We start from the raw sequence: 21,836 nt of genomic DNA, 5'->3' as shown, positions 1-21,836 counted from the left end.
TTATCTCGACATCAAGATAAATCGCAGGCTTTCGCCCACGCGTCGCGGGGAGCAGACTGGTTAGGTCCGCCTTCCTAGCCGCCGGGGTGCGCGGGCGAGCAAGATGGAGGCGCCTGTCGCTCCCATCCGAATAGAAGGAGACGGATTCGTGTCCACGGTGAACAGCTTCGGTGCCAAGAGCACCCTGACGGTCGGCAGCACCGACTACGAGATCTTCCGCATCGACACGGTGCCCGGTTTCGACAAGCTTCCCTTCAGCCTCAAGGTCCTGCTGGAGAACCTGCTTCGCACCGAGGATGGCGCGAACGTGACGAAGGCGCAGATCGAGGCGCTCGGCTCGTGGGATGCCACCGCCGAGCCGAACACCGAGATCCAGTTCACGCCGGCGCGCGTGGTCATGCAGGACTTCACCGGCGTGCCCTGCATCGTCGACCTCGCCACGATGCGCGAGGCAGTCACGGCGCTCGGCGGCGACGCCAACAAGATCAACCCGCTCTCGCCCGCCGAGATGGTGATCGACCACTCCGTCATCGCCGACCTCTTCGGGACCGAGAACGCGCTCGAGCGCAACGTCGAGATCGAGTACGAGCGCAACGGCGAGCGGTACCAGTTCCTGCGCTGGGGCCAGACGGCGTTCAGCGACTTCAAGGTCGTCCCGCCCGGCACCGGCATCGTCCACCAGGTGAACATCGAGCACCTGGCCAAGGTCATCTACGACCGCGAGGTCGGCGGCGTGCTGCGCGCGTACCCCGACACCTGCGTCGGCACCGATTCGCACACCACGATGGTGAACGGTCTCGGCGTGCTCGGCTGGGGCGTCGGCGGCATCGAGGCCGAGGCCGCGATGCTCGGCCAGCCCGTGTCGATGCTCATCCCGCGCGTCGTGGGCTTCAAGCTCTCGGGCGAGATCCCCGCCGGTGTGACCGCGACCGACGTCGTGCTCACCATCACCGACATGCTGCGCAAGCACGGCGTGGTCGGCAAGTTCGTCGAGTTCTACGGCGAGGGCGTCGCCTCGGTGCCGCTCGCGAACCGCGCCACGATCGGCAACATGTCGCCGGAGTTCGGCTCCACCGCCGCGATCTTCCCGATCGACGACGTCACGCTCGACTACCTGCGCCTCACCGGCCGCAGCGAGGAAGCCGTCGCGCTTGTCGAGGCGTACGCCAAGGAGCAGCAGCTCTGGCACGACGCGTCGCGCGAGCCCGTGTTCAGCGAGTACCTCGAGCTGGACCTCGGCACGGTCGTCCCGTCGATCGCCGGCCCGAAGCGTCCGCAGGACCGCATCCTGCTGTCCGAGGCCAAGTCGCAGTTCGAGCAGGACATCCTGGCCTACGCCTCGCCCTCGACCAGCGAGGACATCGTCGACCTCGAGTCGAAGCACTCGTTCCCCGCGTCCGACCCCGGGCAGGTCCCCGGCGAGGAGGAGCCGACCACGCGTCCGGTGCATATCAGCAGCGGCGCCCCGGTCAACGCCTCCAACCCGGTGCCGGTCACCACCCCGGACGGCGAGAAGTACATCCTCGACAACGGCGCTGTGACCCTCGCCGCCATCACGTCGTGCACGAACACGTCGAACCCGTCGGTCATGATCGCGGCCGGTCTGCTCGCGCGCAAGGCTCGCGAGAAGGGCCTGAAGCAGAAGCCCTGGGTCAAGACGACGCTCGGCCCCGGCTCGAAGGTCGTCACCGACTACTACGAGAAGTCCGGCCTCGACAAGGATCTCGAGGGCCTCGGCTTCTACACCGTCGGCTACGGCTGCACGATCTGCATCGGAAACTCCGGCCCGCTGATCGAGGAGGTGTCGGAGGCGATCAACTCGCACGACCTCGCCGTGACGGCCGTCCTCTCCGGCAACCGCAACTTCGAGGGCCGGATCAGCCCCGACGTGAAGATGAACTACCTGGCCAGCCCGCCGCTGGTCATCGCGTACGCCCTCGCCGGATCGATGCACTTCGACTTCGACACCGACGCGCTGGGTCAGGACGCCGACGGCAACGACGTGTTCCTCAAGGACATCTGGCCGTCGCCGGAGGAGGTGCAGGAGATCGTCGACTCGTCGATCTCGCGCGACCAGTTCATCAAGCAGTACGCCACGGTGTTCGACGGCGACGAGCGCTGGCGCAACCTGCCGACGCCCGACGACGACACGTTCCAGTGGGACGAGAACTCGACCTACGTGCGCAAGGCGCCGTACTTCGACGGCATGACGATGGAGCTCACCCCGGTGCAGGACATCCAGGGCGCGCGCGTCATGGCGACCCTGGGCGACTCGGTCACGACCGATCACATCTCGCCCGCCGGCAACATCAAGCCGGGCACCCCGGCGGCGCAGTACCTCACCGAGCACGGCGTGGACCGCAAGGACTTCAACTCCTTCGGCTCGCGCCGAGGCAACCACGAGGTGATGATCCGCGGCACGTTCGCGAACATCCGTCTGAAGAACCTCATGGTCTCGGCCGTCAACGACGGTCAGGTCGTCGAGGGCGGGTTCACGCGCGACTTCACCCAGCCGGGCGGTCCGCAGTCGTACATCTACGACGCGTGCATGAACTACGCCGAGCAGGGCACCCCGCTCGTCGTTTTCGGCGGCAAGGAGTACGGCTCCGGCTCGTCGCGCGACTGGGCGGCCAAGGGCACGAGCCTGCTGGGCGTCAAGGCCGTGATCACGGAGAGCTTCGAGCGCATCCACCGCTCCAACCTCATCGGCATGGGCGTCGTCCCGCTGCAGTTCCCGGCCGGCGAGAGCTGGGAGTCGCTGGGCCTCGACGGTACCGAGATCGTCTCGATCACGGGCCTCGAGGAGCTCAACAACGGCGTCACCCCGAAGACGGTCAAGGTCACCGCCACCCCGAGCGAGCACTCGCCCGAGGGTAAGCAGCCGATCGAGTTCGACGCGGTCGTCCGCATCGACACCCCCGGTGAGGCGGACTACTACCGCAACGGCGGCATCCTGCAGTACGTGCTGCGCTCGCTCGTCTGACGCGTCTCACGGAGGGGCCCGGGTCTACGGACACGGGCCCCTTCGCCGTGTCAAGGGGGCGTCGTCCTCGGCGGCTTCTCCGACTCCGCGAGGTAGGATCGGTAGGCGCTCGCACCCGTGACGGGCGTCTCTGTCGAAGCCTGTGAGGAGGCGCAGATGCCCATTCTTCCGAGCATCTCTGGACCCCGCGACCTGGACCGCCTGTCGCCAGAGCAACTGGAAGAACTCGCCTCCGAGATCCGCACGTTCCTCGTCGAGAACGTCTCCCGTACCGGGGGCCACCTGGGGCCGAACCTCGGCGTCGTGGAGCTCACCATCGCCCTCCACCGCGTGTTCTCGTCTCCCGACGACCCCTTCATCTTCGACACCGGGCATCAGTCCTACGTGCACAAGCTGCTCACGGGGCGCCAGGACTTCTCCGGACTGCGCGTGCGCGGCGGTCTGGCCGGCTACCCGCAGCGCGGCGAGAGCCCGCACGACGTGGTCGAGTCCTCCCACGCCTCGAGCTCGCTGAGCTGGGCAGACGGCGTGTCCCGCGCCCTCACCGCGACCGGACGCGCCGACCGGCATGTGGTCGCCGTCGTGGGCGACGGTGCGCTCACCGGCGGCATGACCTGGGAGGCGCTGAACAACATCTCCGACGACAACGACCGCAACCTGGTGATCGTCGTCAACGACAACGGCCGCTCCTACGCACCCACGATCGGCGGGATGTCGCGCTACCTGAACCGGGTCCGCACGGCGGCCGCGTACAAGGACCTCCACCACAAGTCCGACCGTCTGTTCCGCGCGTTCGGCCCCGTCGGCAGGGCCGTGTTCCGTGGGGTGCGGGGTGGCACGCACGGCTTCCTCTCCCGCTTCACGAACAACGAGGCCCTCTACTCGAACCTCGACATCAAGTACCTCGGCCCGGTGGACGGCCACGACCTCCCGGCCCTGCTGGAGACCCTGGAGCTCGCGAAGTCGTACGGCGCGCCCGTCATCGTGCACGCCATCACCGAGAAGGGGCGCGGGTACCAGCCCGCGCGCGACGACGACGCCGATCAGTTCCACGCGGTCGGGCGCATCGACCCCACGACCGGGGAGACGCTGTCCTCCGGCGGGCGCGGATGGACCGACGTGTTCTCCGACGCGCTGGTCGACGTGGGCGAACGGCGCTCCGACGTGATCGCGATCACCGCGGCGATGCTGCGGCCGACCGGCCTGGCCCCCTTTGCCGAGCGCTTCCCGGATCGGGTCTACGACGTGGGTATCGCCGAGCAGCACGCCGTGGCCTCGGCGGCCGGACTCGCCTACGGCGGGCTGCACCCGGTGGTCGCGGTGTACGCGACCTTCATGGGCCGCGCCTTCGATCAGGTGCTCATGGACGTCGCGCTGCACCGTGCCGGCGTCACCTTCGTGCTCGACCGGGCCGGGGTCACCGGTCCCGACGGTCCGAGCCATCACGGCATGTGGGACCTCGCGATGCTGCAGATCGTGCCGCACATCCGCATCGCCGCGCCGCGCGACGGCGTGCGACTCACCGAGGCGCTGGACGAGGCGGTCGCCGTCGAGGACGCGCCCACCGTGATCCGGTTCCCGAAGGGGGAGGTCGCGCCCGACCTCCCGGCGATCGAGCGCCTCGCTGACGGAGTCGACGTGCTGGCCAGGGGGGAGAGCGAAGACGTGCTCATCGTCGCGATCGGCCCGTTCGCCGAGCTCGCCCTCGATGTGGCGGACCGCCTCCGCGCGCAGGGCATCGGTGCGACGGTGCTCGACCCGCGCTGGGCGATCCCGGTGCAGCCGTCGGTCGTCGAGCACGCCGCTCGTCATCGCCTGGTCATCACCCTGGAGGACGGCATCCGCGTCGGCGGCATCGGCACGCGCGTGCGCCAGGTGCTGCGCGAGGCCGGGATCGACACGGCCGTGGACGAGCTGGGGCTGCCCGACGAGTTCCTCGACCACGCGTCGCGCGACCAGATCCTCGCGGATGCGGGGCTCACCGCGTCGAAGATCGCCCAGGACGTGGTGGCGCAGGTGCTCGGGACGCGCATCCCCAAGGCGCGCCACGCGGGAGAGACCGGTACGATCGACCTCCCGCTGCACGAGCGCCACTGATCCGGGGCCCGCGGCGGGATCAGTCCAGATCGGCGAGGGTCTCCGCGACGATGTGCTCGACGGTCGGTCGTGCGCGCTCCGCGTCGGCGGTGACCAGCGCGAGGCGGCTGCGTCGTTCCAGGACGTCGTCCGCGGTCAGCGCGCCCTCGCACCGCACGGCGAACTCGACCGCGGCGCGTGGGAGTGCGGGCGGATCCGACGTGTCGTCCGGTGCACCCCACCGCGCGCCCGTGTCCTCCACGAGCCGCAGAGCCGCGGTGCTGCTGGGCGGTGCGTCGATCCCGCGGTGACGCAGGGCGAGGTCGACCGCGTCCTCGGCCATCCGACGGTAGGTCGTGAGCTTCCCGCCGAGCACCGACACGAACCCGCCGGGGGAGACGTGCACCAGGTGCCGCCGGGACACGTCCGCGGACGACGCGGCGCCGTTGTCCACCAGGGGCCGCAGTCCGGCGAACGCCCCGCGGACGTGGTCTCGCGTGAGGGGGGTCGCCAGCAGTCGGTTCAGCGTGGCGAGCAGCGACGCGATCTCGGGCTCGGTGGGCGCGGCGACGCGCGGGACCGGCCCGGCGGCGTCCTCGTCGGTCAGCCCCACGATCACCCGCCCGTGGCGCTGCGGCAGCGCGAACACGTAGCGGCTGATCGAGCCCTCCCGGGGAACGGTCAACGCCGCGGTCGGGCGGCCCAGGTCGTCCGCGTCGAGCACGAGGTGCGTGCCGCGGCTCGGGCGCACGCGGATGCTGTCGTCGAGCGTTCCCGCCCAGACGCCGGTGGCGTTCACGACGGCCCGGGCGCGCAGCTCGAGCCGCTCGCCCGTGAGCGTGTCGACGACGGTCGCTCCACCGTCGTGCAGCTCCTCCGCCCGCACCCGTGTGAGGATGCGCGCGCCCCGCCCCGCCGCCGTCCGTGCGACAGCGACCACGAGCGCGGCGTCATCGACCAGCTGCCCGTCGAAGCCGAGCACGCCGCCGCGCAGGTCACGGCGACGCAGAGCGGGGAACAGCCGCTGGGCCTCGCGCGGCCCCACCAGTCGCGGCGGTGGCAGCACCCGACGCGGCGTCCTGGCGCGCAGTCGCAGCGCGTCGCCCATGGCCATGCCCATCGAACCGGCGGAGCGCTGGCGGAGCGTCACCCCGGCGGCGAACGGCAGCAGCTGCGGCAGCGGACGGATGAGGTGCGGCGCGATCACCGTCATCAGCAGGTGTCGTTCGAGCGCACTCTCGTTCGCGGTGGCGACATCACCGGTGGCGAGATAGCGCAGTCCGCCGTGTACGAGCTTCGAGCTGAAGCGGCTCGTGCCGAACGCGAGGTCTTCGGCCTCGATCAGTGTGACGCGGAGTCCGCGTGAGGCGGCGTCGAGAGCCGCACCGACACCGGTGATGCCTCCGCCGACCACCAGCACGTCGCAGGTCTCCTCCGCTCCCGCGGCGAGATCGCGTCGGCGGCGGGCGGCGTGGAGGGCGGTGGCGGGGTCGGTCACGGTCGCAGGTGCCCGTCCACGGCGGCGCGGAGCTCGCGCTCCCACGCGTCCTCGTCGATCAGGTCGGCCACGGTCGCGTGCGACAGCACGGCCGACTGGGCGATCAGGAGCAGCATCACGGCGATCTCCTCGGGCGCTCCGGCCCGCACGGACCCGTGCCTCTGGCCCCGTCCGATGGCTGCGGCGAGCCAGCCGAGGATGAGCCGTTGGCTCGACCCGACGCGCTGCAGCGTGTAGCGCGTGAAGGCCTCCGGCTCCTCGTCGAGCAGCCGGGCGTAGACGTCGTCGGCGCGGAACAGGGCCGTGAACGTCAGGATGTCGTCGACCAGGGCGGCTCGGGTGTCCGCGACCGCGGAGAAGCGTCCGATGAGGGTTCCGACGCGCCGCAGCAGAGCGGCGCGCACTACGTCGTCGGCATCGCTCCAGGTGCGGTAGATCGTCGGACGGCTGAGTCCGGAGCGGCGCGCGAGCGCTGCGATCGTGACCCCGTGGATGCCGGTGCGCACGATGAGCTCGTCGGCCGCGTCGAGGACCCGCGTCTGCGTCGGTTCCCACACGGGTGGGACTCCGACAGGTTGACGTTCTTCCATGATGTGTCACACTGTAACGCATGCAGGACGAGATCGGCAGGGCCGCCGAACAGGAGCCCATGCGGTGGAACGGCTGGGGCGATCCGGCGAAGGCGAAGGAGCTTCCGCGCGCCGTGCGAGCCCTGATCCCGCTGCTGCTGGGGCGAGTGCGCCGCCCTGCGCCGCCGCCGTCGCTCGCGGAGGTGCGCGTCCGACCGAGCGCGCTCACCGACGACGACCGGGCGGCGTTCGCGGCCGTCGTCGGCGTCGACGGGGTGGACCACGCGGACGAGGCGAGGATCCGTCACGCCGGCGGGCGCTCCACCCCGGACCTGCTGCGGCGCCGCGAGCGCGATCAACGCGTGCCGGACGGGGTCGTGCTCCCCGCCGACCACGCTCAGGTCATGGCATGCCTCGCCGTGGCCGGGGAGCGCGACATCGCGGTGATCCCCTACGGCGGGGGCACGAGCGTGGTCGGCGCGCTCGATCCGGAGCGCGGGCCGCACCGCGCCGTGATCAGCCTGGATCTGCGCCGCCTGCGCGGCCTGCTGCGCGTCGATGCGCTCAGCGGCGAGGCGGTGTTCGCGGCCGGGACGACCGGCCCCGACGCCGAGGCGCAGCTGGCAGCGCACGGGCTCGAGCTGGGACACTACCCGCAGAGCTTCCGCTATGCGACCATCGGCGGCTTCGCGGCCGCGCGTTCGTCGGGCCAGAACTCCTCAGGGTACGGACGCTTCGACACCATGGTCACCGGGCTCCGGGTCGCGACACCGACGGGCGACCTCGAGCTCGGCCGGGCTCCCGGATCCGCCGCGGGACCCGACCTGATCCGGCTGTTCCTGGGGTCGGAGGGCATCTTCGGCGTCATCACCGAGGTCCGCGTGCGCGTGCACCCCGTGCCCGCCGAGCGGGTGTTCGAGTCATGGTCGTTCCCCGACTTCGCGCACGGGGTCGACGGACTCCGCCGCGTCGCGCAGCACGGCGCGGGTCCCACCGTGATCCGTCTGTCCGACGAGGCCGAGACCGCCGTCGGTCTCGCGCAGGTCGGCCGGATCGGGAAGGCGATCGCGCGCGGCGCCAGCGTCGTGACCGTGTACGAGGGCGATGACATCGACGCGCGGCGCGCCCGGACGACCGCGCTGCTGCGCGCGGCGGGCGGGACGTCGTCGGGCGCAGGGGATGCGGAGGAGTGGGCGGCCGGCCGATTCGACGGGCCCTACCTGCGCGACTCCCTGCTCGACGCCGGTGTGTTCTGCGAGACCCTCGAGACCGCCACCACCTGGACGGGGCTCGCGACGCTGAAGGCCGCGGTCGAGACCGCCCTGCGCGAGGGCTTCCGCGACGCGGGGGCCCGGTCGACCGTGATGTGCCACGTCTCGCACCTGTACCCCACGGGGGCGTCGCTGTACTTCACCGTCCTGGCCGGGATCCGCAGCGATCCGCTCCCGGTGTGGACGACCGTCAAGGCACGCGTGAACGACGCGATCCTCGCGCACGGGGGCACCATCAGCCACCATCACGCGGTCGGACGGGATCACGCGCCCTGGCTGGCGCAGGAGCTCGGACCGGCCGGGATGCGGATCCTCACGGCGATCAAGCGCGAGCTCGACCCGCAGGCGCTCCTGAACCCGGGCGCCGTGATCCCCGCTGCCCTCCCGGCGGGGGACTGACGTGGGCCACATCGCGGTGCTGTCGAACCCCCGCGCGGGCAAGGGGCGCGGCCGCCGTCTGACCGAGCTCGCGGTGGCACACCTTCGACAGCGCGGCGCGAGCGTCAGACTCTACGTCGGGGACTCGGCGGCGGACACGACGGCGCTGGCGTCTGAAGCCCTCGTGGGCGGGCCGGACGGGCTCGTGGTGGTCGGCGGGGACGGCACGCTGTCGGGGATCCTCGATGTCGTGTGCGCCGCCGCCGTCCCGATCACCCTGGTGCCCGCCGGGACGGGCAACGACCTCGCCCGCGCGCTCGGCCTGCCGCGACACGACGCCGCCGCAGCCGTCGAACTCGCCCTCACCGGCACGCCCCGGGCGATCGACGTGGGTGAGGTCGAGACGCGCGCGGGTCGTGCCGCCTTCCTCACGGTCGTGGCGTTGGGCTTCGACGCGAGGGTGAGCGACCGCACCAACCGTCTGCGCTGGCCCTCCGGCGCCCTCCGGTACTACCTGGCCCTGCTCATCGAGCTCGTCCGGCTGCGGCCGCTCGACTTCACCGTCACGGTCGACGACGAACGGCCGATCACCGCCCGGGGGACTCTGGTGGCCATCGGGAACACGGCCAGCTACGGCGGAGGCATGCCGGTGTGCGTCGGCGCCCTGCCCGACGACGGGCGGCTCGACGTCGTCCGCGTCGCACCGCTCGGCCGCACCCGACTCGTGCGGCTGTTCCCCCTCCTGCTGCGCGGGGCACACCTGGCCCGTCCCGAGGTGCAGCACACGGCAGCGCGCCGCGTCACGGTCGCCGCGCCCGGACTCGTGGTGTACGCCGACGGCGAGCGCCGGGGCGAGGACGTCTGCACCATCTCCGTGCGGACGGGTGCGCTGACGATGATGACCCCACCGAGCGAGGGAGACGCCCGTGTTCGATGAGGACGTCGTGGTCGTGGGGTCGGGTTTCGGCGGCTCGGTCGCGGCGCTGCGGCTGAGCGAGAAGGGCTACCGTGTCCGCGTGTTCGAGGCCGGGCGGCGCTTCGCCGACGACGACTTCGCGAAGACGAGCTGGAACGTGCGCCGGTACCTGTGGGCGCCCGCGCTCGGGTGCTTCGGCGTGCAGCGCATCCACCGCCTCCCGCACGTCATGATCCTCGCGGGAGCCGGTGTGGGCGGAGGCTCGCTCAACTACGCCAACACGCTCTACGAGCCGGGCCCCGCGTTCTTCGCCGACCCGCAGTGGGGCTCGATCCGTGACTGGCGGGCGGCGCTCGCTCCGCACTACGCAACCGCGAAGCGCATGCTCGGCGTGGTCGATGCGTATCCGCACAGCGGGCCGGTCGAACGGATCATGGCGGGAGCCGCGGACGACCTCGGCGTGGGGGAGAGCTTCCGCCGGGCACCCATCGGGGTGTGGTTCGGCGAGCCGGGGCGCCGCGTGCCCGATCCGTACTTCGGCGGGGAGGGTCCCGACCGCACGGGGTGCACGCTCTGCGGCAACTGCATGGTGGGGTGCCGCGTCGGCGCGAAGAACACCCTGGTGAAGAACTACCTCGCGCTGGCGGAGCGACGCGGAGTCGCGATCGAGCCCCTCCGCACGGTCACCGAGGTGCGGGAGCTGGCGACGGGCGGCTTCGCGATCACGACCGTGCGCAGCGGGGCCTGGCTGCGGCGCCGGGCCCGCACCGTGACGGCGCGGGAGGTCGTGCTCGCCGCCGGCACCTGGGGCACGCAGCAGCTGCTGCACCGGATGAAGCACACCGGCGCGCTCCCTCGGATACCCGACGCCGTGGGGCGCCTGACCCGCACGAACTCCGAGGCGCTCGACGGCGCCGTGGCCGTGCGCGTTCCGGAGCAGCTTCAGCTCGCGCGGGGTGTGGCGATCACGACGTCCTTCCACGTGGACGAGCGCACCCACGTCGAGAACGTCCGCTACGGTCCGGGGTCGAACCTGATGGGAGCTCTGGCCACCGTGCTCGTGCCGGGGGAGAGGTCGCTGCCCGGACGCCTGGCAGCGCTCGTGCGGGGAATCCTCCGCGCACCGGTCACCGCGGTCCGGCTCGGGTCGCTCCGGCGGTGGAGCGAGCGCGGGATCATCGCCCTCGTCATGCAGACCGCCGACAACTCCCTCACGCTGTCGCTGCGGCGGCGGTTCGGGCGCTGGCGTCTGACCAGCGCGCAGGGGCACGGTGCGCCGAACCCGAGTCACCTGCCGGAGGCACACCGTGCGGCGCAGGCGATCGCGGCGCGGCTCGAGCAGGAGAGCGGGATCCGTGCCGAGGCGCGCGGGTCGTGGCCGGAGGTGTTCGGGATCCCGCTGACGGCGCACTTCCTCGGCGGGGCGGTCATCTCCTCGGCCCCGGAGACCGGCGTCGTGGACGAGTACCACCGCGTCTGGGGTCATCCCGGGCTGCACGTCGTGGACGGTGCTGCGGTCCCCGCGAACCCCGGTGTCAACCCGTCGCTCACCATCACCGCCCTGGCGGAACGGGCGATGTCGCACTGGCCGCGCCGCGGGGAGCCCGACGAGCGCCCTGCCCAGGACGCGACGACGGGGGCCGCGCGCTCGGCACGGCCCCCGTCGTCGGACTGATCAGCGGTTCTCGATGCCGCGGATCTGCGGCGTGTGGAACGAGCCGCCGAAGGCGCGTTCCGAAGCGCCCTCGCGGTCGAGGTAGGGCGAGGCGCCGCCGTCGATGAACGGCCAGCCTGCGCCGAGGATGAGGCACAGGTCGATGTCCTCCACCTCGGGCACGACGCCCTCGTCCAGCATCAGCTTGATCTCCGTCGCCAGGCCGTCCTGCACGCGCTGCAGGATGGTCGCCGCAGAGGCCGGACTCTTGCCGAGTGCGGGCTTGATGACCTTCTCGGCCTGCTTGCTCCAGCCGACCACCCGGCCGCCCTTGTCCTTCTCCACGACCTGGTCGAGCGCGGCGAGGGCGTGGAAGTTCTCGTTCGCGTAGAACCGGTCGGGGAAGGCGTGCACCATCGTGTCCTGCACGTGGGCGGCGACCTTCCATCCGACCAGGTCGATCAGCTGGAACGGCCCCATGGGCAGGCCGAGCGGCGCGAACGCCTTCTCCACCTCGGCGATCGGGGTGCCCTCGTAGACCGCGCGCGCAGCCTCGCCCATGACCTTGGCCAGCAGACGGTTCACCACGAAGCCGGGTGCGTCGGCGGTCAGGACCGCGTTCTTGCCCAGGTTCTTCGCGACCACGAAAGCCGTGGACAGTGCGGCCTCGGAGGTGCTCGGCGTCTTGACGATCTCGATCAGCGGCATGACGGCGACCGGGTTGAAGAAGTGGAACCCGACCAGGCGCTCCGGGTGAGCGAGCGTCGCGCCGATCTCCTCGACCGAGAGCGAGGAGGTGTTCGTGGCGAGGATGGTGTCCTCCGCCACGATCTTCTCGATCTCGCCGAAGACCTGCTGCTTGACGCCGACCTCTTCGAAGACCGCCTCGATCACGAAGTCGCAGTCGGCGTACAGGCTCTTGTCGGTCGTGCCCGTGACCAGCGCGCGCAGCTTGTTGGCGGTGTCGGCGTCGAGGCGCCCCTTGCCCTCCAGCTTCCCGATCTCGTCGTGGATGTACGCCACGCCCTTGTCGACCCGCGCCTGATCGAGGTCGGTGATGAGGACGGGGACCTGGAGCTTGCGCACGAAGAGCAGCGCGAACTGGCTCGCCATGAGTCCGGCACCGATGATGCCGACCTTGGTGACCTTCTTCGCGAGCGCCTTGTCGGGCGCGCCGACCGCGCGCTTGGCCCGCTTCTGCACGAGATCGAAGGCGTACATCGAGGCGGCGAACTGATCGCCGGTCACGAGCTCGGCCAGTGCCTCGTCCTCGCGGGCGAAGCCCTCGGCCTTGGTGCCGCTCTTGGCCTTGTCGAGCAGGTCGAGCGCCGCGTACGGCGACTTCGGCACGGTGCCGATCTTCGACTCGAGCATGCCGCGCGCCATCTTGATCGCGATCGGCCACTTGGTGAGCCGCTCGATCTTGCCCGGCTCGTTCTTGCGCTCCACCTTCTTGCCGCCGAGGACCGCGTCGGCCCAGGTCAGCGAGTTCTCGAGGTAGTTCGCGGCGGGGAAGATCGCGTCGAAGATGCCCAGGTCGAACGCCTGCTGCGGCTTCAGCATGCGGTTCTGCTTGAGCGGGTTCGAGATGACGACCTCGAGCGCGTTCTCGATGCCGATGAGGTTCGGCAGCAGGTAGGCGCCGCCCCAGCCGGGGATGATGCCGAGGAACACCTCGGGGAGCGCCACGGCAGCGGCCGAGGCGTCGACGGTGCGGTAGCTGGAGTTCAGCGCGATCTCCAGCCCTCCACCGAGCGCCAGACCGTTCACGAACGCGAACGACGGCACGCCGAGCTCACCGAGCTTGCCGAGCACCCGGTGCCCGAGCTGCGCGATGAGGCGGGCGTTGTCGCGCGAGCCGACCTTGCTGATGTCGGACAGGTCGGCGCCGGCGGCCAGGATGTATTGCTTGCCCGTGATGCCGACGGCCTGGATCTCCCCGGACGCCGCCCGTGCCTTCAGCGCGTCCAGCGTCTCGCCGAGTTCGGTGAGCGTGGCCGGCCCGAGCGTGTTCGGGCGCGTGTGGTCGCGGCCGTTGTCGAGGGTGATGAGGGCGAGGACCTTGCCGGAGGGGAGGCGGATGTCGCGCACGGGGGAGTGCGTGATCACCTCGCCCTCCGTCAGCGCCTGGATGGGCGAGAAGTCGACGTCGTCGTAGCTCACTTCTTCTTCTTTCCGTCGTAGTGCGGGTTCTCCCAGATGACCGAGCCGCCCTGACCGAGGCCGACGCACATCGCGGTCAGGCCGTAGCGGACGTCGGGACGCTCGGCGAACTGTGCGGCGAGCTGGATCATCAGTCGGACGCCGGAGGCCGCGAGGGGGTGTCCGAGCGCGATCGCCCCGCCCCACTGGTTGACGCGGGGGTCGTCGTCGGCGATGCCGAAGTGGTCGAGGAGCGAGATCACCTGGATCGCGAACGCCTCATTCAGCTCGAACAGCCCGATGTCGGAGATGTCGAGTCCGGCCTTCTTGAGCGCCTTCTCCGTGGACGGGATCGGGCCGATGCCCATGATCTCCGGCTGCACGCCCGCGAAGGCGAACGACACCATGCGCATCTTCGGCGCGAGACCGAGCTCCTTCACCGCACCCCCACCGGCGAGCAGCGACATGGTCGCGCCGTCGGTCAACGGCGAGGACGTGCCCGCCGTGACGCGTCCGTGCGGACGGAACGGCGTCTTGAGCCCGGCGAGGTCCTCCATCGTGGTCTGCGGGCGACGGCCCTCGTCCTCGGTGGCCAGACCCCACGCGCCGTCGGCGCCCTTGATCGCGACGGGAACCAGGTCGGGCTGGATCTTGCCGGCGTCGTACGCCGCCTGCACCTTGTGCTGGCTCAGCATGCCGAAGCGGTCGGAGCGCTCCTTGGTGAGGTGCGGGAACCGGTCGAAGATGCGCTCCGCCGTGACACCCATGTTGAGCGCGCCAGGGTCGACCATCTTCTCAGCGACGAAGCGCGGGTTGGGGTCGGCGTTGGAGCCGATCGGGTGGTGGCCCATGTGCTCGACGCCACCCGCGAGGGCGAGGTCGTACATGCCGACGCCGATCGACGCGCCCATCGTGGTGACGCTGGTCATCGCGCCCGCGCACATGCGCTCCACCGCGAGTCCGGGCACCGTCTGGGGGAGACCGGCCAGGATCGCGACGGACCGGCCGAGCGTGAGCCCCTGGTCACCGGTCTGGCTGGTCGCCGCGATGGCGACATCGTCGATGCGGTCGGCCGGCACGGCGGCGTTGCGCTCCATCAGCCCGATGGTCGCCTTGACGGCGAGGTCATCCGCGCGGGTGTTCCAGTACATGCCTTTTTCGCCGGCGCGCCCGAACGGGGTGCGCACGCCATCGACGAAGAAGACGTCCGAGATCTCGGCCACTCTGCCTCCAGGTTTCTTGGGGTTGACCTCAGTCTAGGAAACCGTGAAAACCGGGAGGAATCGGTTGGATCGAACCTACGAAGCGGTCGGGGAGGTGGTGTCGGGCGCTTGCGCCGCCTCTACAAAGGCGTCCGCGATCTTCTGTGCGGTCTGTTCAATCTGCCAGGGACGCGCACCGAGCGCGGCGAGGGCGTCGCCGATCTCCGCCGCGGTGGTGCCGGGGGAGTCCCAGCACACGCGGCGCAGGTAGTCGGGCGTGAGGAGATTCTCGGTGGGCATGCCCAGCTCCTCCGCCACCGCCTCGACCGCGGGGCGTGCGGCCTTCAACCGTGCGTCCGCCTCGGGGTTCCGATCGGACCAGGCGCGCGGCGGGGGAAGGGTGTCGCTGGGGACGCGCTCGCGCGGCAGCTGCTCGGCCGCGCGACCGTCGACGATGGCCTGCCACCAGCGGTCGAGCTGGGTGCGGCTCGCGCGACCCTGGAACTCCTTGATGCCGGCCAGCGCCTGCTTCGACGCGGGGTTGGCGAGCACGGCCGCCACGAGCGAGCGGTCGGGGACGAGCCTTCCGGGGGAGATGTCCTGCTGCTGCGCGTACATCTCCCGCGCCTCCCACAGGGCGCGGGCGACGGCGAGGTTACGGGCGCCGCGCACCTGGTGCAACCCGCTGAGGCGCCGCCACGGATCTTCGCGCGGGGCCTTGGGCGTGCGCGCCAGCGTGGCCGCGAACTCCTGGGCGGCGAAGTCGGTCTTGCCCTGCTCCTCGAGCTCGGCGACCAGGGCGTCGCGCACGTCCACCAGGTGCAGCACGTCGAGCGCGGCGTACTCGAGCCAGGCGGCGGGGAGCGGACGGGTCGACCAGTCAGCCGCCGAGTGCTCCTTCTTCAGCGTGATGCCCAGTGTGTCCTCCACCACCGCCGCGAGCCCGACGCGGTCGTGACCGAGCAGCCGCGCCGCCAGCTCCGTGTCGAAGATCGTGCGCGGCTCGAGGTGCAGCTCCCGCAGCGACGGCAGGTCCTGACTCGCGGCGTGCAGCACCCACTCCACATCGCCGATCGCGGTCTGCAGTGCGCCCATGTCACCGATCGCCGGAGGATCGAACAGGAAGACGCCGCTGTCGCGACGGAACACCTGCACCAGGTAGGCCCGCTGCGAGTAGCGGAAACCGGACGCCCGCTCGACGTCGACCGCCACGGGGCCGGACCCCGCCACGAGCGCCGCGCACGCCGCCAGGAACTCCTCGGTGTCGGAGATCACGGAGTATTCAGTCACGTACAGCCTTTCGCGCGCCGGTCACGGCGATGCCCTCGGAGCCCGGCGGAAGTCCCGCCAGCATGCCGACCAGCTCGGCCCACGCTTCGACGTGCGGTCGGAAGGGGCCATCCGGTGTCCAGGACGCCCGCAATTCTATCTGTGCCCCGTCACCCTCGTCGGCCAGGCCGCCGAAACCCTTGGACAGCGTCTTGGTCGAGGTGCCCGACGGCGCGCGATAGACCGCGCCGCGCGAGTCGAGCGCGTCCACCAGCCACGACCACGTCACGTCGGCCAGCAGCGGGTCGGTGCCGATCTCCGTCTCCAGCGGCGCCTGCGCGAAGATCACGATGCGCCAGGCGCCGCCCCAGGCATCCGGCTCGTCGGGATCGTGGAGCAGGATGAACCGGCCGGTGCCGTACACGGAGTCGCCGTCCTCGCCGGGCCGCACATCGGCGGAGAGCGCGATCGCGAACGGGGCGAGGCCCTGCGGCGTCGGGATCTCGCGCACCGTGATGTCATCGCGGAACGCGGTCTCACGCAGTTCGGCGACGGCGCTGTCGAAGGGCGTCCCGGCCTCGGGATGTGCGGTCACGGCAACAGGCTAGAGTCGGAAGGCGATGAAGAGTCTCAGGCACGCCGCCCAGTTCATTGTCCCCGCGCTCCTCGCGCTGGGAGCCGCCGCCGGATTCCTGGTGCTCGCCGTCGCGCGACGCGTGGTCACCCCGATGCGCAAGGTGCCAGACACGGAGATCCTCGCGATCGACACCGGTGCGCAGACCATCGAGCTCGGTCGCACTCTCGACACCGAGCTGCCCGGGCGCTACGGGCTCTTCACCACCGGGACCTACGGCTACGTGAAGCTCGGGGCCGTGCTGAGCGCGGACAGCACGACGGTGCGTCGCAAGCTGCTCACCAAAATCGAGCCGGGCGCCAGCGTCGACCGCGGCGCCTCCTTCAGCGGTTCCTACTACACCTCTCCCAGCGAGCTGCACCTGCGGTGGGAGAACGTGCTGATCGGCTCGCCCGCCGGGCCGTGCCCCGCCTGGTTCTTCCCGGCGTCGTCGTCCACCTGGGTGATCCAGGTGCACGGCCGCGGCACGACCAGGTCGGAGTGCCTCCGCGCGGTGCCCGTGCTGCACGCCGCCGGGCTGCCGAACCTCGTGGTGTCGTACCGCAACGACGGCGAGGCACCGCGCACGCGGGCCGGCGCCTACGCCCTCGGGGCGTCCGAGTGGCGCGACGTCGACGCCGCCATCGCCTACGCGCTGCGCCACGGCGCCGAGCATGTCGTGCTGATGGGCTGGTCCATGGGCGGCGCGGTGTCGCTGCAGGCCTCGGTGAGCTCGGGCAACCGGCACCGGATCGCCGGCGTCATCCTCGAGTCCCCGGTGGTGGACTGGCGCACGGTGCTGCGCTTCCAGGCGAAGCTCCTCCGCGTCCGGCCCCCGCTGCCCGACCTGGCGATGAGCGCCCTGCAACTGCCGCTCACGGCGCGGTTGAGCGGCGCCGACGAGCCGATCCTGTTCGACCGGCTCGACATGGTCGCGCGCGCCGACGAGCTCGCCGCGCCGATCCTGATCCTGCACAGCGACGACGACGGCTTCGTGCCCGTCGACGCGTCACGGGCGTTGCAGGAGGCGCGACCCGACCTGGTCACGATGCCGCGGTTCACCGTCGCCCGTCACACGAAGCTGTGGAACTACGACGAGCGGGGCTGGAGCACCGCGATCACGACGTGGCTGGCGGACCAGGGTCTCAGCGCTTCTGCCTGACCTGGTTCTTGGCGCGCATGAGCATGCCCGTCATCCCGCCGATGCGCAGCGGAGACACGGCCTTGGTGAGCCCGATCGACTGGGGGTAGTCCTCCGGGATCGCCAGGACCTGGTCGGAGGTGAGGCCCGTGATGCCCTGCACGAGGATGCTCGCGAAGCCGCGCGTGGTGGGCGCCTCCTCCGGTGCGGTCGCGTGCATCGTCACGATGTCGTCGTTCACCTCGACGTAGATGTACACGGGCGACTGGCACTCGGCGACGCGCTCGCACATCTCGGGGTGGTTCGCGACCTCCTCCGAGACGGGAGGCAGCTCGTCAGCGAACTCGAGGAGCAGCAGGAGACGGTCGGCCTCGGGAGTCTCCAGGAACCCGTCGCGGATCTCGGCGAGGGTGTCGGGCAGGTCGGTGGCGCTCATCCCCGCCATTGTCCCACGGTCAGACCGTGCCGGGCTCGGCTCCGGTGACGATCGGAACGCGCACCGCGCTGCCCCACTCGGTCCAGGAACCGTCGTAGTTGCGCACGTTCTCGAAGCCGAGAAGGTGCTTCAGCACGAACCAGGTGTGGCTCGACCGCTCGCCGATCCGGCAGTAGGCCACCACGTCGTCGCCGTCCTTCAGCCCGGCGCCGTCGCGGTAGATCGCCTCGAGCTCGGCACGGCTCTTGAAGCCGCCGTCCTCCGCGACCGCCTTGGCCCACGGCACGCTCTGCGCGGTCGGGATGTGGCCGGCGCGCAGCGTGCCCTCCTCCGGGTAGGCGGGGGCGGTGGTCCTCTCGCCGCTGTACTCCTCGGGGGAGCGGACGTCGATGAGCGGGTTGCCGAGGTGGGCGAGGACGTCCTCCTTATAGGCGCGGATCACGGAGTCGTCGCGCTCCACCACCGGGTACTCGGTCGTCGGGCGCTCGGTGACCTCGCGGGTCAGCTCGCGACCCTCCGCGATCCAGCGGTCACGGCCTCCGTCGAGCAGTCGCACGTCCTCGTGCCCGAAGAGCGAGAACACCCACAGCGCGTATGCCGCCCACCAGTTGTTCTTGTCGCCGTAGATCACGACCGTGTCGTCGCGGGCGATGCCCTTGCGGCTCAGCAGCGCCGCGAAGCCCTCGCCGTCGACGTAGTCCCTGACCACGGGGTCGTTCAGCTCCGTGTGCCAGTCGACCTTCACGGCACCGGGGATGTGGCCGGTCTCGTAGAGCAACACATCCTCGTCCGACTCCACCACGACGAGCCCGGGAGCGCCGAGCCGCTCCGCCAGCCACTGCGTCGTCACGAGCCGTCCGGGCTCGGCATACTCGGCGAACTTGGAGGAGGAGGAGTCGAACTCGATGGCCATGGGGTCTCCGTAGCGGGTGAGCGGGCGAGCGGTCGGGTAAGACGGCGTAGTGTTGATCCGTCTCTTTCGACGATAGATGCTCCCCGTGCCCCCGGCACCGGATCCGTAAGACTTCGACACAGGCCGCCGCCTGATTCAGGACCGTGATGACCGACCCGACCACCCGCTCCGGCACCGTGCACCTCACCGACCGCACGCCCACCGTCACCGGGCCCGAGATGCTCGCGAGCCTGGTGCCGCCGCCCCAGTTCGACGAGGCCACGTTCGACAGCTACCGCGCCGACCCCGCGTATCCCTCGCAGGAGGAGGCGAAGCAGACGCTGCTGCGCTTCTCGGGCCGCGGCGCCCCGGTCAAGCGCGGGGGACTGTTCAGCAGGGCGAAGAAGGAGCCGGAGCTCAAGCCGGGCGTCTACCTCGACGGTGGCTTCGGTGTCGGCAAGACGCACCTGCTCGCGTCGATCTACCACGCGATGCCCGCCCGCCGGAAGTACTTCGGGTCGTTCATCGAGTACACGGCGCTCGTCGGGGCCCTCGGCTACAAGAACACGGTCGACCTGCTCAAGGGCGCCGATCTGCTGTGCATCGACGAATTCGAGCTCGACGACCCGGGCGACACCATGGTCATGACGCGGCTGCTGGGCGAGCTGGTGCCCACCGGGACCAAGCTCGCCGCGACGTCGAACACGCCGCCGAACGCGCTGGGGGAGGGGCGCTTCGCCGCGCAGGACTTCCTGCGCGAGATCCACGCGATGTCCGACAGCTTCCAAACGCTGCGCATCGACGGCGTGGACTTCCGTCAGCGGGCGATCGACGGCCACGCGGTCGTCCGGGATGATGCGGCCTACGCGGCAGCGATCGACGGGGCCGAGGGGCCCGCGTCCGACGACGCGTTCGACGATCTGATCCGGCACCTCGCCCAGGTGCACCCCTCGCGGTACATCCGCCTCATCGACGGCCTCGCGCTGGTGGGCCTCCGCGGCGTGCGCCAGCTGACGGATCAGTCCGAGGCGCTGCGCTTCGTGGCGTTCGTCGACCGGGTGTACGACGCGCAGCTCCCCATCGTCGCGACCGGCCTGGGTCTGGACGCGGTGTTCTCCGACGAGATGCTCGCCGGCGGATATCGCAAGAAGTACCTGCGCGCCATCTCCCGCCTCAACGCCCTCACGCATTCTGCGTAAGCCCGAAGGGCCGCGTAACGCGATGTTCACACCGGAGCGCACGCTGTAACAGCGGGGAAACAAACCTCACGCATGGGCGAAACCGTGCGTGGTCACACTGAAGCTCTCAATTACTTCGGATGTGAGGTTTTCCTTATGGATGCTCCCGGCAACATCTCGTGGGCGATCACCGCGACGGCGCTCGTTCTGCTCATGACGCCCGGCGTCGCCTTCTTCTACGGCGGTCTCGTCAAGGCGAAGAGCGTCGTCAGCATGATGATGATGAGCTTCGGCTCCATCGGACTCGTCGCCGTGCTGTGGATTCTCTTCGGCTTCTCGATGAGCGCCGTCGACAGCCCGACCGCGTTCGCGGGCAACCCGTTCGCCGACTTCGGCCTGTCCAACCTGGCATCGGGCGAGGGATCGAACGTCGCGCTCCTGGGCGTCGCCTACGGTGCCACGTTCGCGATCATCACGGTCGCCCTGATCTCCGGCGCCATCGCCGACCGCGCCAAGTTCGGCAGCTGGCTGATCTTCGCTGGCGTGTTCGCCACGGTCGGCTACTTCCCGGTGGCGGCCTGGGTCTGGGGTGGCGGTTGGATCATGAACCTCGGCACGACGCTGTTCGGGGAGGACAGCGGCATCGGCGTCATCGACTACGCCGGTGGGACCGCGGTGCACATCAACGCGGGTGCAGCTGCTCTCGCCCTGGCGCTCGTGCTCGGCAAGCGCATCGGCTTCCAGAAGGGCATCCTCAAGCCGCACAACGTGCCGCTGACGCTGCTGGGCGCCGCGCTGCTGTGGTTCGGCTGGTTCGGATTCAACGCCGGTGCCGAGTGGCTCGCGGAGGACATGGGCGGCGTCGGGCTCATCGGCCTGAACACGCTCGGTGCGACGGCGGCGGCGATCCTCGGCTGGATCCTGATCGAGCGCATCAAGGACGGCAAGGCGACCTCGGTCGGCGCCGCCTCGGGTGCCGTGGCGGGTCTGGTCGCGATCACCCCGGCCTGCGCCAACCTCACGCCCGGCTGGTCGCTGCTGCTGGGCGCGGTCGCCGGTGTGGTGTGCGCGCTGGCCGTCGAGCTGAAGTTCCGCCTGGGCTTCGACGACTCGCTCGACGTCGTGGGCATCCACCTCGTCGGCGGCCTCATCGGCACCGTGTACCTCGGCTTCTTCGCCACCGGCACCGGCCTGTTCGTGGGCGGCGACGCCCGTCAGCTCGCGGTCCAGGTGATCGCCGCGCTCGGCGTGCTGATCTACTCCTTCGTGGTGGCCTTCGTGATCGGCTTCGCGATCCAGAAGACGATCGGCTTCCGTATCACGAGCGAGGACGAGATCGCCGGCGTCGACCAGGTCGTCCACGGCGAGGAGGGCTACGCGCTCGCGGACGCGTGATCGCGGTTAGGGTGACCGTGTGGGCAAGACCAACGGCATCCTGACGACACTCGCGGAGATCCTGCTCAAGGCGGTGAACTCCGGTCGGGGGGGGGGGGGGAACGCCCACCCGGGAAGACACCCCCCACCCCCCCCCCCCCCCCCCACCAACCAAACCCCCCCCCCCCCCCCCCCCCACCCGCCGCACACCCCCCCCCCCCCCCCCCCCCCCCCACCCCCCCCA

At 70.7% G+C, this 21,836-nt stretch carries 16 protein-coding genes; 8 read left to right on the top strand and 8 right to left on the bottom strand.

Annotated elements, in window-relative coordinates; all coding sequences use genetic code 11:
- Positions 1-148 precede the first annotated feature (148 nt).
- Positions 149-2,983, top strand: a complete 2,835-nt coding sequence (locus ACFV3I_RS11040; RefSeq protein ID WP_136036099.1) for an aconitate hydratase — start codon at positions 149-151, stop codon at positions 2,981-2,983.
- A gap of 156 nt (positions 2,984-3,139) precedes the next feature.
- Positions 3,140-5,080: a 1-deoxy-D-xylulose-5-phosphate synthase gene (dxs, locus tag ACFV3I_RS11035; RefSeq protein ID WP_136036100.1), complete on the top strand. Its 1,941-nt coding sequence runs from the start codon at positions 3,140-3,142 to the stop codon at positions 5,078-5,080.
- Between the two features lie 19 nt (positions 5,081-5,099).
- Here dxs and ACFV3I_RS11030 read toward each other — a convergent pair whose 3' ends face one another.
- Together ACFV3I_RS11030 and ACFV3I_RS11025 are read right to left on the bottom strand one after the other, a co-directional pair.
- Positions 5,100-6,557: a glycerol-3-phosphate dehydrogenase/oxidase gene (locus tag ACFV3I_RS11030; RefSeq protein WP_378822811.1), complete on the bottom strand. Its 1,458-nt coding sequence runs from the start codon at positions 6,555-6,557 to the stop codon at positions 5,100-5,102.
- Entirely contained in the window at positions 6,554-7,114 is a 561-nt protein-coding gene (locus ACFV3I_RS11025) for a TetR/AcrR family transcriptional regulator (RefSeq protein WP_247638827.1), read from the bottom strand. Before ACFV3I_RS11025 ends, ACFV3I_RS11030 begins: the two co-directional genes overlap by 4 nt.
- A 53-nt stretch (positions 7,115-7,167) precedes the next feature.
- On the opposite strand from ACFV3I_RS11025, the gene ACFV3I_RS11020 reads away from it, so the two are divergent.
- From ACFV3I_RS11020 to ACFV3I_RS11010, 3 genes are read left to right on the top strand one after another with little or no spacing between them, the layout of a single operon-like run.
- Complete coding sequence (locus ACFV3I_RS11020; RefSeq protein ID WP_247638826.1) at positions 7,168-8,796, top strand: FAD-binding oxidoreductase; 1,629 nt, start codon at positions 7,168-7,170, stop codon at positions 8,794-8,796.
- A 1-nt stretch (position 8,797) separates the two neighbouring features.
- A complete protein-coding gene (locus tag ACFV3I_RS11015; protein ID WP_247638825.1) occupies positions 8,798-9,712 on the top strand; it encodes a YegS/Rv2252/BmrU family lipid kinase in 915 nt (304 codons plus the stop codon).
- Entirely contained in the window at positions 9,702-11,366 is a 1,665-nt protein-coding gene (locus tag ACFV3I_RS11010; RefSeq protein WP_247638824.1) for a GMC family oxidoreductase, read from the top strand. The genes ACFV3I_RS11015 and ACFV3I_RS11010 overlap by 11 nt, the downstream gene beginning before the upstream one ends.
- Here the strand turns inward: ACFV3I_RS11010 and ACFV3I_RS11005 are convergent, their stop codons facing one another.
- From ACFV3I_RS11005 to ACFV3I_RS10990, 4 genes are all read right to left on the bottom strand, one after another.
- On the bottom strand, positions 11,367-13,508 hold the full coding sequence (locus ACFV3I_RS11005; protein WP_378822806.1) for a 3-hydroxyacyl-CoA dehydrogenase NAD-binding domain-containing protein: 2,142 nt from the start codon (positions 13,506-13,508) through the stop codon (positions 11,367-11,369).
- A complete protein-coding gene (locus ACFV3I_RS11000) occupies positions 13,505-14,710 on the bottom strand; it encodes a thiolase family protein (protein WP_136036104.1) in 1,206 nt (401 codons plus the stop codon). The genes ACFV3I_RS11005 and ACFV3I_RS11000 overlap by 4 nt, the downstream gene beginning before the upstream one ends.
- Before the next feature lie 75 nt (positions 14,711-14,785).
- The gene (locus ACFV3I_RS10995; RefSeq protein ID WP_136033058.1) at positions 14,786-15,979 is read right to left on the bottom strand and encodes an HRDC domain-containing protein; all 1,194 of its coding nucleotides are present in this window, start codon (positions 15,977-15,979) and stop codon (positions 14,786-14,788) included.
- A complete protein-coding gene (locus tag ACFV3I_RS10990; RefSeq protein ID WP_378822804.1) occupies positions 15,972-16,553 on the bottom strand; it encodes a DUF3000 domain-containing protein in 582 nt (193 codons plus the stop codon). Before ACFV3I_RS10990 ends, ACFV3I_RS10995 begins: the two co-directional genes overlap by 8 nt.
- Before the next feature lie 25 nt (positions 16,554-16,578).
- Between ACFV3I_RS10990 and ACFV3I_RS10985 the strand changes: the two genes are divergently transcribed.
- Positions 16,579-17,733 carry a S9 family peptidase gene (locus tag ACFV3I_RS10985; RefSeq protein WP_247638822.1) on the top strand — a complete coding sequence of 385 codons (1,155 nt, stop codon included), beginning with the start codon at positions 16,579-16,581 and terminating at the stop codon, positions 17,731-17,733.
- On the opposite strand, the gene ACFV3I_RS10980 is transcribed toward ACFV3I_RS10985, so the two are convergent.
- Both ACFV3I_RS10980 and ACFV3I_RS10975 read right to left on the bottom strand, forming a co-directional pair.
- On the bottom strand, positions 17,717-18,148 hold the full coding sequence (locus ACFV3I_RS10980) for a SufE family protein (RefSeq protein ID WP_136036107.1): 432 nt from the start codon (positions 18,146-18,148) through the stop codon (positions 17,717-17,719). The two genes, ACFV3I_RS10985 and ACFV3I_RS10980, sit on opposite strands and share 17 nt — an antisense overlap.
- 19 nt (positions 18,149-18,167) lie before the next feature.
- Positions 18,168-19,061: a sulfurtransferase gene (locus tag ACFV3I_RS10975; protein WP_247638821.1), complete on the bottom strand. Its 894-nt coding sequence runs from the start codon at positions 19,059-19,061 to the stop codon at positions 18,168-18,170.
- Positions 19,062-19,207: 146 nt separating this feature from the next.
- Here ACFV3I_RS10975 and zapE point away from each other — a divergent pair, with 146 nt between their 5' ends.
- The gene (zapE, locus tag ACFV3I_RS10970; RefSeq protein WP_247638820.1) at positions 19,208-20,239 is read left to right on the top strand and encodes a cell division protein ZapE; all 1,032 of its coding nucleotides are present in this window, start codon (positions 19,208-19,210) and stop codon (positions 20,237-20,239) included.
- 135 nt (positions 20,240-20,374) lie between these two features.
- Entirely contained in the window at positions 20,375-21,613 is a 1,239-nt protein-coding gene (locus ACFV3I_RS10965; RefSeq protein ID WP_136033071.1) for an ammonium transporter, read from the top strand.
- Positions 21,614-21,836: the final 223 nt, after the last annotated feature.

The sequence above is a fragment of the Microbacterium sp. NPDC059771 genome (assembly GCF_042732495.1).
GTDB lineage: Bacteria > Actinomycetota > Actinomycetes > Actinomycetales > Microbacteriaceae > Microbacterium > Microbacterium sufflavum.
Note: the sequence above shows the minus strand (reverse complement) of the source record. Positions and strands in the feature narration are given on the sequence as shown.

Bases quoted from the DNA above. Each gene is read 5' to 3' on its own strand.
- dxs (WP_136036100.1), top strand. From the start codon at position 3,140: ATGCCCATTCTTCCGAGCATCTCTGGACCCCGCGACCTGGACCGCCTG.
- ACFV3I_RS11020 (WP_247638826.1), top strand. From the start codon at position 7,168: ATGCAGGACGAGATCGGCAGGGCCGCCGAACAGGAGCCCATGCGGTGG.
- ACFV3I_RS10985 (WP_247638822.1), top strand. From the start codon at position 16,579: ATGAAGAGTCTCAGGCACGCCGCCCAGTTCATTGTCCCCGCGCTCCTC.
- ACFV3I_RS10980 (WP_136036107.1), bottom strand. From the start codon at position 18,148: ATGAGCGCCACCGACCTGCCCGACACCCTCGCCGAGATCCGCGACGGG.
- ACFV3I_RS10975 (WP_247638821.1), bottom strand. From the start codon at position 19,061: ATGGCCATCGAGTTCGACTCCTCCTCCTCCAAGTTCGCCGAGTATGCC.
- zapE (WP_247638820.1), top strand. From the start codon at position 19,208: ATGACCGACCCGACCACCCGCTCCGGCACCGTGCACCTCACCGACCGC.
- ACFV3I_RS10965 (WP_136033071.1), top strand. From the start codon at position 20,375: ATGGATGCTCCCGGCAACATCTCGTGGGCGATCACCGCGACGGCGCTC.